This is a genomic window from Pseudomonas sp. A2 (assembly GCF_023100865.1).
GTDB classification, from domain to species: Bacteria; Pseudomonadota; Gammaproteobacteria; order Pseudomonadales; family Pseudomonadaceae; genus Aquipseudomonas; species Aquipseudomonas asiatica.
This window is the reverse complement of record NZ_CP039127.1, coordinates 2,977,047-2,993,868: the sequence shown is the minus strand read 5'-3', so window position 1 is coordinate 2,993,868 and position 16,822 is coordinate 2,977,047. Positions and strand designations below refer to the sequence as shown.

General features: G+C 65.1%; 16 protein-coding genes. 8 read left to right on the top strand and 8 right to left on the bottom strand.

The annotated features are described in order from the left end of the window. Positions 1 to 25 precede the first annotated feature (25 nt). From eco to E5221_RS13940, 3 genes are all read left to right on the top strand, one after another. A complete protein-coding gene (eco, locus tag E5221_RS13950) occupies positions 26 to 505 on the top strand; it encodes a serine protease inhibitor ecotin (RefSeq protein ID WP_015270251.1) in 480 nt (159 codons plus the stop codon). An 87-nt stretch (positions 506 to 592) separates the two neighbouring features. Beyond that, positions 593 to 2,545 (top strand): acetoacetate--CoA ligase, encoded by a 1,953-nt coding sequence (locus E5221_RS13945; protein WP_247847689.1) that lies wholly within the window; start codon positions 593 to 595, stop codon positions 2,543 to 2,545. 115 nt (positions 2,546 to 2,660) lie between these two features. Continuing rightward, the gene (locus E5221_RS13940) at positions 2,661 to 2,936 is read left to right on the top strand and encodes a peptidylprolyl isomerase (protein WP_013972552.1); all 276 of its coding nucleotides are present in this window, start codon (positions 2,661 to 2,663) and stop codon (positions 2,934 to 2,936) included. On the opposite strand, the gene E5221_RS13935 is transcribed toward E5221_RS13940, so the two are convergent. Beyond that, the gene (locus E5221_RS13935; RefSeq protein ID WP_061551463.1) at positions 2,933 to 3,559 is read right to left on the bottom strand and encodes a LysE family translocator; all 627 of its coding nucleotides are present in this window, start codon (positions 3,557 to 3,559) and stop codon (positions 2,933 to 2,935) included. The two genes, E5221_RS13940 and E5221_RS13935, sit on opposite strands and share 4 nt — an antisense overlap. 131 nt (positions 3,560 to 3,690) lie before the next feature. On the opposite strand from E5221_RS13935, the gene E5221_RS13930 reads away from it, so the two are divergent. Together E5221_RS13930 and E5221_RS13925 are read left to right on the top strand one after the other, a co-directional pair. Beyond that, entirely contained in the window at positions 3,691 to 4,500 is an 810-nt protein-coding gene (locus E5221_RS13930) for an AraC family transcriptional regulator (protein ID WP_247847688.1), read from the top strand. A 211-nt stretch (positions 4,501 to 4,711) separates the two neighbouring features. Next, positions 4,712 to 5,326: a LysE family translocator gene (locus tag E5221_RS13925; RefSeq protein ID WP_003258789.1), complete on the top strand. Its 615-nt coding sequence runs from the start codon at positions 4,712 to 4,714 to the stop codon at positions 5,324 to 5,326. Here E5221_RS13925 and E5221_RS13920 read toward each other — a convergent pair. Continuing rightward, a complete protein-coding gene (locus E5221_RS13920; protein WP_013972547.1) occupies positions 5,292 to 5,999 on the bottom strand; it encodes a metallophosphoesterase in 708 nt (235 codons plus the stop codon). The two genes, E5221_RS13925 and E5221_RS13920, sit on opposite strands and share 35 nt — an antisense overlap. Positions 6,000 to 6,074: 75 nt before the next feature. On the opposite strand from E5221_RS13920, the gene E5221_RS13915 reads away from it, so the two are divergent. From E5221_RS13915 to E5221_RS13905, 3 genes are all read left to right on the top strand, one after another. Then, a complete protein-coding gene (locus E5221_RS13915; protein ID WP_247847687.1) occupies positions 6,075 to 6,590 on the top strand; it encodes a DUF3016 domain-containing protein in 516 nt (171 codons plus the stop codon). Positions 6,591 to 6,666: 76 nt separating this feature from the next. After that, positions 6,667 to 7,410 (top strand): carbon-nitrogen hydrolase family protein, encoded by a 744-nt coding sequence (locus E5221_RS13910; RefSeq protein WP_247847686.1) that lies wholly within the window; start codon positions 6,667 to 6,669, stop codon positions 7,408 to 7,410. After that, a complete protein-coding gene (locus tag E5221_RS13905; protein ID WP_182329275.1) occupies positions 7,407 to 7,649 on the top strand; it encodes a hypothetical protein in 243 nt (80 codons plus the stop codon). Before E5221_RS13910 ends, E5221_RS13905 begins: the two co-directional genes overlap by 4 nt. Positions 7,650 to 7,652: 3 nt before the next feature. Here the strand turns inward: E5221_RS13905 and E5221_RS13900 are convergent, their stop codons facing one another. The 6 genes from E5221_RS13900 to E5221_RS13875 all read right to left on the bottom strand — a co-directional run bounded on the left by E5221_RS13900 (position 7,653) and on the right by E5221_RS13875 (position 16,812). After that, a complete protein-coding gene (locus tag E5221_RS13900; protein ID WP_247847685.1) occupies positions 7,653 to 8,153 on the bottom strand; it encodes a methylated-DNA--[protein]-cysteine S-methyltransferase in 501 nt (166 codons plus the stop codon). A 379-nt stretch (positions 8,154 to 8,532) separates the two neighbouring features. Next, positions 8,533 to 10,173: a fatty acid--CoA ligase gene (locus E5221_RS13895; protein WP_247847684.1), complete on the bottom strand. Its 1,641-nt coding sequence runs from the start codon at positions 10,171 to 10,173 to the stop codon at positions 8,533 to 8,535. Between the two features lie 11 nt (positions 10,174 to 10,184). After that, positions 10,185 to 11,963: an acyl-CoA dehydrogenase C-terminal domain-containing protein gene (locus E5221_RS13890; RefSeq protein WP_247847683.1), complete on the bottom strand. Its 1,779-nt coding sequence runs from the start codon at positions 11,961 to 11,963 to the stop codon at positions 10,185 to 10,187. Then, the gene (locus E5221_RS13885; protein ID WP_247847682.1) at positions 11,956 to 14,421 is read right to left on the bottom strand and encodes an MMPL family transporter; all 2,466 of its coding nucleotides are present in this window, start codon (positions 14,419 to 14,421) and stop codon (positions 11,956 to 11,958) included. The genes E5221_RS13890 and E5221_RS13885 overlap by 8 nt, the downstream gene beginning before the upstream one ends. 15 nt (positions 14,422 to 14,436) lie before the next feature. After that, positions 14,437 to 15,432 carry a YCF48-related protein gene (locus E5221_RS13880; protein WP_247847681.1) on the bottom strand — a complete coding sequence of 332 codons (996 nt, stop codon included), beginning with the start codon at positions 15,430 to 15,432 and terminating at the stop codon, positions 14,437 to 14,439. A 21-nt stretch (positions 15,433 to 15,453) separates the two neighbouring features. Further along, entirely contained in the window at positions 15,454 to 16,812 is a 1,359-nt protein-coding gene (locus E5221_RS13875) for a DUF1329 domain-containing protein (protein WP_025339000.1), read from the bottom strand. Between the last annotated feature and the right edge of the window lie 10 nt (positions 16,813 to 16,822).

The following is a 16,822-nucleotide window of genomic DNA, read 5'->3' as shown; positions in this document are numbered from 1 at the left end:
ATTCGTTTATCTGCAAGGAGGCCCTATGCGCCCAACCCCGATGACCGCGATTCTGGCCCTGACCCTGGCTGCCGCCGCACCCGCGATGGCAGCCAGCCTGAAGGACGTCGCGCCCTACCCCGAGGCGGAAAAAGGCTTCACCCGGCAGGTCATCCACCTGCCGGCCCAGGCTGATGAGTCGGCCTATCAACTGGAAATCCTCGCCGGCAAGACCCTGAAGGTGGACTGCAATCGCCAGCGCCTGGGCGGCAGCCTGGAGGAACGTACCCTGGAAGGCTGGGGCTACAGCTACTACCGCCTGGACAAGGTCAGCGGCCCGGCCAGCACACTGATGGCCTGCCCCGATGGCAAGAAGACCGAGGCCTTCGTGCCAGTGGTCGGTGAAGGCTTCATGCTGCGCTACAACAGCAAGCTGCCGGTGGTGGTGTATGTGCCCAAGGACGTCGAAGTGCGCTACCGCGTGTGGACCGCGTCGCAGGACGTGCAAAAGGCTAAAGTAGAGTAACGCGCAAGCCCCTGCTGCCAGGGGGCTTCTTCGCGGGCGAGCCCGCGAAGGCGCCCTCGAATCCAAATGATCATCTGGAGGTTCGGCATGAACGATGTGCTCTGGCGCCCCTCCACGGCGCAGATCGAGGCCAGCCGGATGGATGCCTTCCGCCGCCGGGTCAACCTGCGTTACAACTTGCAACTCGACGACTACCACGCGCTGCACCGCTGGAGCATCGAGCAGCGCCCTGCCTTCTGGCAAACCGTTGCCGACTACTTCCACGTTCACTGGCATAACCCGCCAAGCCAGGTGCTCAGCGAAGGGCCGCAGATGCCCGATGCCCAGTGGTTCGCCGACGCCACCCTCAACTTTGCCGAACACCTGCTGCGCCGCCGTGACGACCGCCCGGCCCTGGTCGCCGTGCGCGAAGACGGCCAGCGTCAGCTGTTCACCCATGCCCAGCTAGCCGCCCAGGTGGCCGGCCTGCAAACAGCCTTGAAGGCCGCCGGCATCGGCCCCGGCGACCGCGTAGCCGCCATCATGCCCAATACCTGGCAGACACTGGTCGCCATGCTTGCCTGCACCAGCCTCGGTGCGGTGTGGTCCAGCTCCTCGCCCGAGTTTGGCGTGCACGGCATCATCGACCGCTTCGGTCAGATCGAGCCCAAGCTGCTGATCGCCTGCGCCGGGTACCAGTACGCCGGCAAAGCCATCGACCAGGTGGACAAGGTCAACCAGGTGTGCGCGCAGCTGCCCGGGCTGGAACAGCTGATCGTGGTACCCCACACCCGCAGCGGAACGCGTGTCGACGAATTCCAGGCCGCCAATGTCAGCCTGTGGGACGAGTTCTATCAGCCCGGCGGCGAGCCCCGCTTCACCCCGCTGCCCTTCGACCACCCGCTGTACATCCTGTATTCCAGCGGCACCACCGGCGTACCCAAGTGCATTGTCCACCGCGCTGGCGGCGTGTTGTTGCAGCACCTGAAGGAACATGGCCTGCACAATGACCTGAAAGCCGATGACGTACTGTTCTACTACACCACCTGCGGCTGGATGATGTGGAACTGGCTGGTCAGCGGCCTGGCGGTGGGCGCCACGCTGGTGCTGTATGACGGCTCGCCCTTCCATCCCGGCCCCGAGCGGCTGCTGGACCTGATCGACGCCGAGGATATCCAGGCCTTCGGTACCAGCGCCAAGTACCTGGCGGCGCTGGAGCAGGCGGGCCTGGAGCCTGCGGCAAGCCACCGCCTGGCGCGCTTGCGCCTGCTACTGTCCACCGGCTCGCCACTGTCGCCACACAGCTACGACTACGTGTACCGCAAGATCAAGGCCGACCTGTGCCTGGCGTCGATGTCCGGCGGTACCGACATCGTCTCTTGCTTCGTGCTGGGCAACCCGACCCTTCCAGTGCGCCGTGGCGAGATCCAGTGCAAGGGCCTGGGCATGGCGGTGGAAGTGTGGAACGAGCATGGCCAGCCGGTGCTGGGCGAAAAAGGCGAGCTGGTGTGCACGCGCAACTTCCCGTCCATGCCGCTGGGGTTCTGGAAGGACACGGACGGCAGCCGCTATCACGACGCCTACTTCAGCCAGTTCCCGGGGGTGTGGGCCCAGGGCGACTACGCCGAACAGCGTGCCGACGGCGGGCTGGTGATCCATGGCCGCTCCGATGCCGTGCTCAACCCCGGTGGCGTGCGCATTGGCACGGCGGAGATCTACCGCCAGGTGGAAAAGGTCGAGCAGGTGCTGGAAAGCGTGGCCATCGGCCAGGACTGGCAAGGCGATGTGCGGGTGGTGCTGTTCGTTCGCCTGCGTGACGGCCTGCAGCTGGATGAGGCCCTGCGCCAGCACATCCGCCAGGTGATCCGCCAATACACCACGCCCCGCCATGTACCGGCGGTGATCGCCCAGGTCGATGACATCCCGCGTACCATCAGCGGCAAGCTGGTGGAGTTGGCGATTCGCAATGTGGTGCATGGCTTGCCGGTGAAGAACACCGACGCTTTGACCAACCCCGAGGCGCTGGAGCAGTTTCGGGATCGGGAGGAGTTGCAAACCTGACCCTTGTCACCGTCCCTGTAGGAGAGGCCGCTCCTACAAGGGACGCGTAATCGCCTCAGCACAAAACTATGAGGCATAATACCCACCTTTTTCGCCCCCGAAGCACAGGTATCCCATGAAAGCCCAAGCCCGCCACATCCTGGTCAAGACCGCTGACGAAGCCGAAAAGCTCAAGCAGCGCATCGCCAATGGCGAGGCTTTCGACGTGCTCGCAAAAAAGTTCTCCACCTGCCCTTCGGGCAAACGTGGCGGCGACCTGGGTGAAATCCGCCCCGGGCAGATGGTCGGCGCCATCGACCAGGTGATCTTCAAGAAGCCCCTGCGCGTGGTGCACGGGCCGATCAAGAGCAAGTTCGGCTATCACCTGGTGCAGACGTTCTACCGCGATTAAGCGCGCCGCGCAGCCAGCAGCCCGAGGCCGGCGCAGCCCAGCAGTGAGGCGCTGACCCGGTTGAACAACCGGCGTGGGCCGGGCTGGCTGAACCAGCGCTGCATGTACGCCCCCAGGCCGGCGTAGATGGCGATGGCGGCCCATTCCAGCAACAGGAACAACGTACCCAGCCAGAGGAACTGCTCGCTCACCGGAGTGGTACTGCCGACCGAAACGAACTGCGGCAGGAACGCGGTGAAGATCAGGATAGCCTTCGGATTACCAGCAGCCATCCAGAACTCCTGGCGTACCAGACGCCAGGTGCCGTGCGGCTGATCACCTGCAACCGCGGCCTCGCCCACCGGTGCCCGCCACAGTTGCCAGGCGATATAGAACAGGTAGGCCGCCCCCGCCAATTTGATGGCCAGGAACAGGTATTCGCTGGTGTGCAGCACCACTGCCAGGCCCATCGCCGCGAGGGCGATCATGCCGCTGAAGGCGACGATGCGCCCGCCACCGGCCACGCAGGCCGTACGCAGGCCGTAACGGCTGGCATTGTGCAGCGACAGCAGGTTGTTCGGCCCCGGCGCCATGTTCAGGGCGAAACAGGCGGGGATGAAAAGCAGCAGGCTTGAAAGGTCCATTATCGTTTTCCTTTGGCAACAGGCGCCTATTTCGGCGGTTAGCTGGCCTGGTGGTCAAGTTACAGCCAGCGGAAAAAACTGTATGGGTGCGCGGCGCCTGATAAGCTGCCGGGCATATCGAGGACCCTGTGATGCCCCGTTCCCATGCCGCGCTGTGGCGCGACCCGGCCCTGCCGCATGTCGAAAGCCGCCGCGCCTGCCATAGCCGCGCCTGCTACAAGGCCCACAGCCACCCAACGTTTTCCATCGGTGTGGTGGATGCCGGCCACAGTCATTTCACCGGTGCCGGCAACGGCCAGCAACGCCTGACGCCTGGCACTCTGGTGCTGGTCCCGGCCCGCCGGGTACATGCCTGCAACCCCGAGCCCGGGCAGGCGTGGAGCTACCAGATGCTGCATGTGGATGCCGACTGGCTGGCACAGTTGCACCTGGAGTCCGGGCTGGATGGTGCCGGGCCCGGCGAGCCGGCACGTATCTGCCAGGTGCCGGAGGTGTATCGGCAGTTCTGCGAACTTAACAGTCTGCTGTTTTCCAACGCCAGCAATGGTGAGAAGGATGCCGCGCTGATTGCCTTTCTGGGTGACCTGGACTTTGCCAGGCACGCGCCGCTGGCACCGGCACCGGCCTTGGGGGCGACCGCGTTGAGTGGGCTGATTGCGCACATCGAAGGCCAGGACCCGGCGCAGTTGAGCCTGGCGGTACTCGCGCGGCAGGCCAGGCTTGGGCGCTACCAGTTGATTCGCGCATTTCGCGCGGCCACCGGGTTTACGCCGCATGCCTACCTGCTCAATGCCCGGGTCAACCGTGGGCGGCAATTGTTGGGTGAAGGGCAGGCCCTGGCGGAGGTAGCCTATCGGCTCGGGTTTGCTGACCAAAGCCATTTCCAGCGAGTGTTCAAGGCCCATGTGGGGGTGACGCCGGGGCAGTATCGGGGAGACTGAAGGCCTGCGCGGTCTCTGTAGGAGCGGCCTTGTGTCGCGAAAGGGCTGCGCAGCAGCCCCGGCAATCTGTGCTGCGGAGCTGAAAACCTGGGGCCGCTTCGCGCCCCATCGCGACACAAGGCCGCTCCTACAGGGGCCTGCAATATTGTTCAATACGGCATTTGCGCTGAGGGGCAGAGTCAGGCTTTTCCGCCAGAGCAGCCACACCCCAATGCAACAGTTCCTGATCATCGCCCTCGCCCACTTCCTCGCCCTGCTCTCTCCCGGCCCGGACTTCTTCCTGGTCGCACGCACTTCGGTCAACGCTGGCTGGCGCGTCGCGAGCGGCGCCTGCCTGGGTATCGCCCTGGCCAATGGCGTGTTCATCGCCATGGCTTTCACCGGCTTGTCGGTACTGCAGGAAGGCAGCCTGCTGTTCACCGCCCTGCAACTGGCCGGTGCCGGCTACCTGCTGTACATCGGCACCCTGTTCCTGCGCCATGCCGGGCAAACCAGCCTGGGCACAGTCGCTGGCAAACAGACCGCCCAAGGGTGGTGGCGGGGATTGGGCATGGGGTTCCTGTCCGGCATCCTCAACCCCAAGAATGCGCTGTTCTATGCCAGCCTGGTCAGCATGGTCGCCAGCGCCAGCTTTGCCTGGAAAGCAACCTGTGCCCTGTGGATGTTCAGCATCGTGCTGCTGTGGGACTTGCTGGTTGCCGTGGCCATCGGCAACCCGCTGGTGCTGCGGCGCTTCGCCCGCAGCCTGCCCTGGCTGGAACGGGCCTCCGGGGCCATGCTGGTGCTATTGGCTATGGCACTGTTGTTTCACCTGGCCTGGGGCTGACCAGTTGCAGGGTCCGCATGTCCATCAAGGTGAAATGGCCACTGGCCCAGCCCCCGGTGTCCAGATGCCAGACGTTGCCCAGCAGCTTGGCTTCCAGCACCGGTGTGTGGCCCACCAACAAGGCACGCAGGCCCTGCACGGGCGCGGTATCGCCTACCTTCAGGCGCCGCCGCGACCATTGGCACACCTCCCGTACCTGCGGGTCGTCATCCAGTTCCAGCCAGGTCCTCAACACCGTCCAGTCGGCGTACGGGCTGTCGGCATGCAGCAGGCCTACCAGGCCGGCCGCACTTTCAACCTCTATCGCGATCGGCAGTTGCTCGAAGCGCTCCACGAAACGTAACTGCCGAGCCCTCGGCAGGTCCAGAAACCAGCCCCCCCCGGCGGCGCGGTACATGTCCAGATCGAGCCGCCCGCCGCGCACGCGGGTAATCGCCAGGGCCTCATGATTACCTTGCACGGCATGGAACCAGGGCTGCGCCAGCCAATCCAGCGCCGCCTCGCTGTCCGGGCCACGGTCGACCAGGTCCCCCACGCTAAACAGGCGGTCCACGGCCGGATCGAACCCCACCCCATCCAGGCATTGCTGCAGGCGCTGGAAGTGACCATGGATATCGCCCACCGCCAGGTCACGCCCCCGCAGGTTGGCAATCAGACGCCGAAACCGTGCCATTACAATCTTCCTCTGCTGGTGCCGCCATGCCAGGGGTAAAATGGAGGCACACACAATCTGCCCCGGAGGTGCATCATGCGTACCGCCTTCGCGTGTGCCGTGCTCATTGCGCTGTCACTGGACAGCATGGCACAAGGTGCCCCGGCCGCGCAGGTCGAGGTACGTTTCGAGCATCCGGAAAAATTCCGCGATGCCAGCCTCGACAGCCACGGGTACGCGCGTGGCGCCGACGCCTATGTGATGAAAACCTTGACCCAGTACCTGCAGAAGCTTGGCCAGCGCTACCTGCAACCTGGCCAGCAACTGGTCATCGACATCCGCGACATCGACCTGGCCGGGCGTTTCGAGCCCTGGCACAGCCAGGCCTACGATGTACGCTTCATGCGCGAAATCACCTGGCCGACCATCGACCTCAGCTACACCCTCAGCCAACCGGGCAAACCCGACCAGCAGGCGCAGGAAAGGGTCAGCGACAAGATGTACCTCAGCCGCCCGGGCCGGGTCACGAGCAGCAGCGACCGCCTGTATGCCGAAAAGGCCATGCTCGACGACTGGTTCCGCCAGCGTTTCGCCGTCCACCCGGCATCCTGAAAATCCCTTCACTGGTACAGGCGTTGGTACCGGTAGTATGCTCGGCCCTTCAACCTGTACCAGGGAAGGGTTTTTCATGAAGTTGTGCGCCGTGCAACTGGCGTCGCTCAAGGGCGATGTGCAAGCCAACCTCGAACGCCACCTGGCCTGCATCGAACAGGCCGCGGCCGTTGGTGCCGAACTGGTGGTATTTCCCGAACTGTCGCTGACCGGCTATGAGCCAACCCTCGCGCGCCAGGCCGCCCTGCCAGTCAGTTCGGCACGGCTGGACCCGCTGCAGGCAGCCTGCGACCGGTTTGGTATCACTGTCGCAGCGGGCCTGCCACTGCCGACCCCTGATGGCATTCGTATCGGCATGCCAATCCTCAGCCCCGGTGTACCGCGCCAGGCCTATGCCAAGCGGCGCCTGCATGATGATGAACTGCCCTGGTTCACCCCAGGCGATCAAGCCTTGCTGCTGCAGGTGGGCGCGCACCGGGTAGCGCCTGCGGTCTGCTACGAATCGATGTTCATGGCGCATGCGGCAGCCGCGCGGGAACACGGCGCCGACCTGTACCTGGTCAGTGTGGCTAAAACTGCCAAGGGCATTCGCGAGGGTTACCTGCACTACTCCGAGGTGGCTCGAGAGCTGGGCATGGCAGTGTTGCTGGCCAACTGCGTGGGGCCGGCCGACACCTTCATCGGCGCTGGCGGCTCGGCGGCGTGGGACAGCCAGGGGCGCTTGCTGGCCAGCCTGGACGACCACAGCGAAGGGCTGATCGTGCTGGACACCGCCAGCGCCAGTGCCATTGCGGTGCCCTTGGTCCCGCACCCGTCATGATCTATCTGTTCCTGGCGTTGCTGAGCTACGCCTGTACCTACTACCTGACGGGGCTGCTCATCCATGGGCAACTGGCCGATATAGCCGAGGGCTTGCGCCACCGGCCTGATGCGCCGACACCCGGCGAGTATCTGCGTGCAGTCAAGCCGCATGCGCGCCGGGCCCATCGTCAGTACACCCTGATGGCCGGCTCGGCGTTGGCCGTGCTGGTCTGCCTGGCCGCCAGCTGGTTCTGCTGACATCTACAGGTTCAGTGCCAGGCTTTGCCGGCCTTCCAGCGCCAGCAAGTACTGCTTTGCCGCGAGGCCACCGGCAAAGCCGGTCAGGCTGCCAGAAGCACCGATTACCCGATGACACGGGGCGATGATCGAAATCGGGTTGCGGCCATTGGCGGCGCCTACCGCGCGCACCGCGCTAGGGTTGCCGATCTGCCGGGCGATGTCGCTGTAGCTGCGGGTTTCACCGAACGGTATCGCCAGCAGCGCAGCCCACACCTGACGCTGGAATTCGGTACCGGCAAAATCCAGCGCCAGTTCGAAGCGCTGACGCTTGCCGGCAAAGTACTCGCCGAGCTGGCGAGCGGTTTCCAGCAGTACCGGGCACTGGTCATCACGGTGCAGGGCACCAAGGCGCACGCGGTTTTCCCGCTCCTCTTCCCACAGTACGGCTGTCAGGCACTCGCCACGGGCTACCAGGGTCAAGGTGCCGACGGGTGACTGCATGAAGGTGAATGCGCTGGACATAAGCAGGCTCCTGCCAGGTTGCGATCAACCTACTGTACGCATCCCCAGTTCTGCCTGCATCCGCTTTCTTGCTCAGGCAATCACGCAAGCGGAACATCGGCGTCGGCAAATTGCCCGGACCCTCCACCGCGTCGCCTGCTTCGCGGGTGAACCCGCTCCCACAGGGCCCCCACCAGCTGAAGGAATGCGCCGTACCTGTAGGAGCGGGCGCGCCCGCGAACACCGGCGTAGCCGGTGCCATCCACCGCGTCGCCTGCTTCGCGGGCATGCCCGCTCCCACAGGGACCCCATCAGCTGAAGGAATACGCTGTACCTGTGGGAGCGGGTTTACCTGCGAACACCGGCGCAGCCGGTGCCATCAGCCGGGTCCCGCCAGTATTCAGAGAAATGCCTGCCGGATCTGCTTCTTGTCGATCTTGCCAACGCTGGTCTTGGGGATCTCCTCCACGCAACGCAACTGCCGCGGTATCGCCCATTTGTTCAGGTGCCCGCTGTCGACAAACGGCTGCAGATGCCCTGCCAATGCCGCCTGGTCGAACTGCATGCCGTCACAACGGACCACCAAGGCCAAGGGTTGCTCACCCCACTGCGGGTCCGGGATGCCGATCACTGCCACCGAAGCGACAGCCGGGTGCTGGCTGATCAGGTTTTCCAGCGCCACCGAGCTGACCCACTCGCCTCCGGTCTTGATCACATCCTTGATCCGGTCACGAATACGCACCACACCCGCAGGGTCGATGCAGGCCAGGTCGCCAGTATGCATCCAGCCCCCCAGCCACAACGCGGCACCCTGCTCCGGTTCATGCAGATAGCCCTGGGTCAGCCACGGGGCACGCACCACGATTTCACCCAGGCTCTCGCCGTCGCGGGGCACATCAATGCCTTCAGCGTCGACGATGCGCAGGTCCACCAGGGCGATCGGCACGCCAGCATCGATACGCAGCGGCAGTTGTTGCGCCATCGGCAATGCCAGCAGCTCGGCACTCAGGTGGGTGATGCTGAGCAGCGGGCAGCTTTCCGACATGCCGTAGCCACAATGCACGCTGATGCCGCGCTCGCTGGCACGCTGCGCCAGGCCCAGGGTCAGGGCGCTGCCGCCCAGCAGCATCTTCCAACCGCTCAGGTCGGCGCGGCGCCCTTCCTCGCTGTCGAGCATCATCTGCAGCACCGTGGGCACGCAATGAGAGAACGTCACGCCCTCGTCGCGGTACAGGCGCACCAGGCGGTTGGGCTCGTAGCGCCCCGGGTAGACCTGCTTGATGCCCAGTGCCGTGGCCACATAGGGCACGCCCCAGGCATGCACATGGAACATCGGCGTAATGGGCATGTACACGTCGCCGCTGCGCAGCAGCGGTACCTCGCCGCAGGCAGCCAGGGTGCCCTGCTCGACCAGGGTATGCAGCACCAGTTGCCGGTGGCTGAAGTACACGCCCTTGGGGTTGCCGGTGGTACCGCTGGTGTAGAACAGCGTGGCCAGTGAGTGCTCGTCGAAATCGGCGAAGTCGAACTGTGGCTCGGCAGCCGCCAGCAGCGCTTCGTACTCACCCAGCAACGGCACATCTTGCGTTGCCGGGCCGCCTTCACCGAGGCGAATGAAACCCTCGACCGTCGGCAAGTCATCGCGCAGTTGCGCCATCAACGGCAGGAAGTCGTCATGCACCAGTACCAGGCGGTCCTCGGCATGGTTCATGGTGTAGCGCACCTGCTCGGTGGACAGCCGTACGTTTACCGTGTGCAGCACCGCACCCAGCATCGGTACGGCGAAGAAGCATTCAAGGGCCCGATGGCTGTCCCAGTCGAGCAAGGCCACGGTGTCGCCAGGCTTGACCCCGGCGGCGGTCAGCACATTGGCCAGCCGCTGGATGCGTTCGAGCAGCGTGGTGTAGGTGTAGCGCAGCTTGTCGGCGTAGACGATTTCCTGGTTGGGCTGGTAGCGCACGCCCGACAGCAGCAGGCGCTTGATCAGCAGCGGATAGGCGTAGGCCTGCTCTGCCGCAGGCATGATGCGAGTTGTGATCATGTCGGCGGCCTTCACAGTTGCCCGGCCTCGAGCAGGTACAGGCTGTCGCTACCGGCCCTCACACTGGCGCTCAGCGAATGAATGCGTGGCAGCAGGCGGGCAAAGTAGAAACGCGCGGTGCCCAGCTTGCTCAGGTGAAACGGCTCGGGAGCCGCATGACACTGGCAAACCACGGCCATGCGTGCCCACAGGTAGGCGTAGAAGGTGTAGCCAAACACCTGCAGGTACTCCACCGCCGCCGCGCCCAGCTCACGCGGGTTGCCCTGGGCCCGATCGAGCAACCAGGCGGTCAGCTCGTCGAGGTTGCGCACGGCAGCCAGCAGCGGCGCGCCGAACTCGGCGCACGCCGCGGGCAGCGTCTCGACAAAGGCAGTAATTTCGTCGGACACGCTGCGATAGGCCTGGCCGCCATCGGCAAACAGTTTACGCCCCACCAGGTCGAGGGCCTGGATGCCATTGGTGCCTTCGTAGATCTGGGTAATGCGGCAGTCGCGGATCAACTGCTCCTGGCCCCATTCGCGGATATAGCCATGACCGCCCAGCACCTGCTGGCCGTGCACGGTGGTTTCCAGCCCCATGTCGGTTAGGAAGGCCTTGGCCACTGGCGTGAGCAATGCCACCTTGGCCTCGGCCTGGGCGCGTGCGACCGGGGCCTCGCTGTATCTGGCCAGGTCCAGCTGCAGTGCCACATAGGTAGAGAAGGCTCGCCCGCCTTCGTTCAGCGCTTTCATGGTCAGCAGCATGCGCCGCACATCCGGGTGGACGACGATCGGGTCAGCGGCTTGCCCCGGCGCTTCGGCCCCCGTCGGCGCACGGCCCTGCTGGCGATCACGGGCATAGGCAATGGCGCCCTGGTAGGAGCGTTCGCCCAGGGCCAGGCCCTGGATACCTACACCAAGGCGCTCGTAATTCATCATGGTGAACATCGCGTTGAGGCCCTTGTTCGGCTCGCCGACCAGGTAGCCGATTGCACCGTCGAAGTTCATCACGCAGGTGGCAGAGGCCTTGATGCCCATCTTGTGCTCGATCGACCCGCAACTCACCGCATTGGCCTCGCCCAGCACGCCGTCGGCGTCAACCAGCACCTTGGGCACCAGGAACAGCGATATGCCCTTGGGCCCGGCGGGCGCATCCGGCAGCCGCGCCAGCACCAGGTGGATGATGTTCTCGGTCAGGTCCTGCTCACCGCCAGTGATGAAGATCTTGGTCCCGCTGATGCGGTAGCGGCCATCGGCAACCGGCTCGGCGCGGGTGCGAATCAGGCCAAGGTCGGTGCCAGCGTGCGGCTCGGTCAGGCACATCGAACCGGTCCAGCGCCCTTGGTACATGGGCGGCAGGTACAGCGCCTTCAACGGCTCGCTGGCATGGTTGAGCAGCGCCAGGCAGGCCCCGGCGGTCAGCATCGGGTACAGGCCAAACGACAGGTTGGCGGCATTGAGCATTTCTTCGAGCTGGGCACCGATCACTTTCGGCATGCCCATGCCCCCATATTCCGGGGCACCGGCCACACCCACCCAGCCATCCGCGGCAAATGCCCGGTAGGCATCGGCGAAGCCATCGGGGGTGTGTACCTGGCCGGCCTCCCAGCGGCAGCCCTGCTCGTCGCCACTGCGGTTGAGCGGCGCCACCACCTCGGCAATTAGCCGGCCGGCCTGTTCGAGCACGGCCCGGGCTGTGTCGCCATCGACCTGCTCGGCCAGCGCGGGCGTTTGCGCCCACCAGGCCGGGATGTCGAACACTTCGTTGAACAGAAAATCCATGTCGCGCAGTGGCGGAAGGTAATCAGACATGAGGCGAACACTCGGTTTCTTGGGTTTGCGGAAGCGACGTGGCCTTGACCTCGGCAGGTGCCGGGGCGGCCTGGCCACGCAGGAGGAAATGCGACAACGCGGGGATCAACACCAGCGCACCGAGCATGTTCCACAGGAACATGAAGGTCAGCAGCAGGCCCATGTCGGCCTGGAACTTGATCGGCGACCAGGCCCAGCCGACCACACCGGCCGCCAGGGTAATGCCGACCAGCCCGACCACCCGGCCGGTGAAGGCCACGGCTTTCTGGTAGGCCTGGGCCAGGCTCAACCCGGCGCGCTGGTAGTGCAGTTGCACGCTGAGCAGGTACAGCGCGTAGTCCACGCCAATACCTACGCCCAGGGCGATCACCGGCAAGGTGGCGACCTTGACGCCAATGCCCATGGCTACCATCAGCGCTTCGCACAGCACCGAGGTGAGCATCAGCGGCAGGATCGCCACCAGCGTGGCGCGCCAGCTACGGAAGGTGAACAGGCAGAACAGCGTGACCGCCAGGTACACCAGCAACAGCATGCGGTGGTTGGCCTCGCGGACCACCACGTTGGTGGCAGCCTCGATGCCGGCACTGCCGGCGGCCAGCAGGAACTGCTGTTCGGCGCTACTGTTGGCCTGGGCAAAACGCTCGGCCACGGCGGCCACCTGGGCCAGGGTGTCGGCGCGGTGGTCCTTGAGGTAGGCGATTACCGGCATCAGCGAGCAGTCGTTGTTGAACAGCTCGGGGGCGTTGACCGAAGCCTGCTGGGCGGCGTAGTTGAGCACGTCCTGGTTGCGCTGCAGGCTGTTCAGGCGTGGGTTGCCTTCGTAGGTGCCGGCGGTGATCTGGCGCACTGCGTTGGCCAGCGACACGGTGGTCTGCACTCCCGGCAGTTGCTGCAGTTCCCAGGCCAGGCGGTCGGCAAGGACCAGTGTCTGGTATTGCAGGCAGCCTTCCGGAGCGGTCTTGACCATGACCGCGAAGGTATCGCTGGACAGCGCGTAGTGCTGGGTGATGTAGGCGTTGTCGAGGTTGTAGCGGGAGTCGGCGCGCAGCTCGGGGGCACCGCTGTCGAGGTCGCCGATTTTCAGTTGCAGGCTGCCCCAGATGCCGAGGGCGCCCAGGGCCAGGGCCACCAGCAATGCGGCGCTGGCCCATTTGCGTTCGGTGAAGCGGTCGAGCAGGTCCCACAGCCGGCCGAAACCTCGGTGTTGGGCTGCGCGGGCGTCGATATGCAGGGCCCGCTCGGCAGCCTTGCGGCCAACACCAACATAAGACAGCGCCACCGGCATCAGCAGCAGCGAGGTGAAGATCAGCACCGCCACGCCGATGCTGGCGGTGATGGCCAAGTCCTGGATCACCGGGATGTCGATCAGCATCAGCACGGCAAAGCCCACCGCATCCGCCAGCAACGCAGTCACCCCGGCCACGAACAGGCGGCGGAAGGTATAGCGCGCTGCCACCTGGCGGTGAGTGCCACGGCCGATGTCCTGAAGGATGCCGTTCATCTTCTGCGCCGCGTGGGATACGCCGATGGCAAAGATCAGGAATGGCACCAGGATCGAATACGGGTCGATGGCATAGCCCAGCCAGGCGACGATGCCCAGCTGCCACACCACCGCGGTCAGCGAACACAGCACCACCAGCAGAGTGCTGCGCACGCAACGGGTGTAGCAGTAGATGATCAGCAGGCTGGTCAGCACCGCCAGGGCGAAGAACGCCATCACCTGGATCAGCCCGTCGATCAGGTCGCCCATCAGCTTGGCGAAGCCGATCACATGGATGCGGTAATGGCCGCTGGCCTGGTACTGGCTGCGCAGTTGTTCGAGCTTCTGCGAGAAGGCGTGGTAGTCGAGGCCTTTGCCGGTAGCCGAATCCTGGTCGAGCAGCGGCACGACCAGCATGCTCGATTTGAAGTCGCGCGCCACCAGGCTGCCGACAATGTTGGCGCGCTCGATGTTCTGCCGCAGCTGCTCGATGTCACCCGCAGCGCCCTGGTAGCTGTCGGGCATCACCGGGCCGCCCTGGAAGCCCTCCTCGGTCACCTCGGTCCAGCGCACCGCCGGGCTCCACAGCGACTTCACCCAGGCCCGGTCCACGCCCTGGCTGAGGAACAGCTCGTCGTTGATGTGGCGCAGGGTCTGCAGGTAGCCCGGGTCGAAGATGTCGCCCTGGGTGTTCTCCACCACCACCCGCACCGCGTTGCCCAAGCCACGCAGTGATGGGCGGTTTTCCAGGTAGTTCTGGATGTAGGGGTGGCTCTGCGGCAGCATCTTGTCGAAACTGGGGCGCAGCTCCAGGCGGGTCAGCGCCATGTAGCCCAGCACCAGGGTCGCCAATAGCATGCACAGCAGGAACGGCAGGCGATGGTTGAACACCAGGCGCTCCAGGCAATTGCCCGAGCGTGGGTCGAAATCGTCGAGGTTGCGGATTACCGGCAGGGTGTCTTGGCGGGTAGCGGCCATCAGGGTCTTCTCTTGTTATGGGTGCAGCGTGGGGTTGCCGGGCTGGTTGCGCACGCCCCGCTCGCCGACCAGTACCAGGCCGTTGCCGGTATCGGTGGCGAGCGAGGTCACCGGGCCACGGGCGCTTTGCGGCACCGGGCTGAAGCTGGCGCCATCATCCCGGCTGAGCAGCAGGTCGCCAGGCTGGCTGGCCAGCCATAGCTGGCCGTCACGGTCGACACCGGCGGCGGTGAGGCTGGTGTTCACACCCGTGCTGACCGGTTGCCACTGCCGGTCGCCATCGGTGCTGCGGTAGGCATGCCCACGCAGGCCGTAGACCACCAGTACGCCAGGCTTGCCGACAGCACCGAACAGTGTGCCGGCGTAGGGTGTCTCGACACGGCTGAAGCACTCACCGTCCTGCTTCAGCAGCAGGCCTTGCTCGCCGGTGATGTACAGCTCGTCACCCACCGCGGCGAGGCTGGTCAGGTGCAGGCCTTGCGGGTTATCGCTGTGGTCGAGCCAGGGCTGCCAGTGCTCGCCGCCATCAACGGTGCGCAACAGCAGGTTGAACACGCCGACCGCATAGCCATTGCGGGCATCGCTGAACCACACGTCGAGCAAGGCATTGTCGCTACCCGTGCCCGGCAGTTGTTCGGCCAGTGCCCGGCCATCCAGCTGCTTCTGCCAGTGCACGCCGCCATCGCGGCTGTGCAGCACCACGCCATCGTGGCCAACCGCCCAGCCCAGTTCGGGCGTGGCGAAGCTCACGGCATTCAGGTCGGCGCTGACCGGCACCTGGGCCTGCTGCCAGTGCGCGCCGTGATCGTCGGAGTACAGGATGTGCCCTCGCGGGCCCACCGCGACCAGGCGCTGGCCGGCCAGGGTGACATCGCGCAAGGCGCTGCTGGCGACCAGGGCGCTGGGCCTGGCGGGCAGGTCCAGCACATCGGTGAAGGGCGCAGCCTGGGCCGCGCCCTGCAGCGCGGCCAAAGCCAGAACCATCACGCTGCATCGTTTGAAGACAGACATTGCCACCTCTGCTCCGTGCGTTCAGCGAATGCCGTTGCCGGCCAGCGACTCGGGCGACCACTGGGTTTTCGACAGTGGGTCGATATAGCGGATACCGCCGTAGGCACCGACCACGCCATTGAGGTTATAGGTGCCGCCGATCAGGTCGTAGATCATGAACGGCGTGGCGTCCGGGGTCTGCTTGTCATAGCTCTGGGTGAGGAAGGCGAACGAGCCGCGGTACAGCTGGCCACGGGCGTCGTACTGGTCCGAGGCCAGGGCGATCCAGCTGTCTTCGTCGAGGTAGAAGCGGCGCTTGTGGTAGATATGGCGCGCACCGTCCTTGAGCTTGCCTTCCACCACCCACACCCGGTGCTTCTCCCAACGCACGAACTGCGGCGCCAGGTGATTGGGGGTGATCACCTGCTTGACGTCGGTGTTGTAGGTCAGCTGGTAGGTGTTGTACGGCACGTACATTTCCTGCTTGCCGACCAGGGTCCAGTCGTAGCGGTCCAGTGCACCGTTGAAGACGAACACGTCATCGTAGGTACCCGAACCCGAAGTGCCCGGGTTGGGCGTGTCGTAGGCGAGGTTCGGTGCCAGCTTGACCCGACGCTGGCCCGGCAGGTACTGCCAGGCGCTGCGTGGCTGCACCAGCGGGTTGGCGGCATCACGCAGCATCATCGCTTCGCCGGCACGGCGTGCGGGCCCGGTGTATACCAGCTTCATCTGGTAGTAGGTGTCCTTGGCACCGATCGGCTTAGTCATGTCCTCGTAGATCGGGTAGCTGATATTGGCCTGGCCGGTGGTCGACAGCGATGGCTTGCCGGCAGCGTCGACGTTCCATGAGTCGTACTTGGCAGTCATGCTCACGCCCTGATAGCGCAGCAGGAAGTTCCACATGGCCTCGGCGCCGTTCTGCGGAATGGGGAACGGGATACCCGGCAGCACGTTGTCCACTGCCGTACCGCCCTCCTTGCTGTTGGCGGCAGTGGCGTTCTTGCGGGTGTTGTCCAGTACCGCTTGCGGCAGCGCCACGCTACGGTGGGTCGGGTACACATCGACGCGGTAGCTGGGGTAGCGTTTGAGCAGTTCCAGGGTGGTGGCGGTCAGTTGGCCCTTGTACTGCTCGGCGTTCTTGCCATCGATGACCAGCAGCGGCTTGTCGCTGGCGAACGGGTCGGGGCGCATGCTGGCGCCGCTCTGGTAGCTGGCTGGCGGCGTCAGCAGGCCGCCCTGGTAGGCCGGGATCGAGCCATCGGCGTTGCCGGCCTTTTCCGCGCCGATGACGGTCAGGCTGGTGCCCAGGCGCGCGGCCTGGTCAGTGGAAACGGCGGCCTGGGCAGCGTTCAGGGCGGCCAGTGACAGGCACGAGGCCAGCAGGGTACGTACGAAATTCATGATGGTTGTC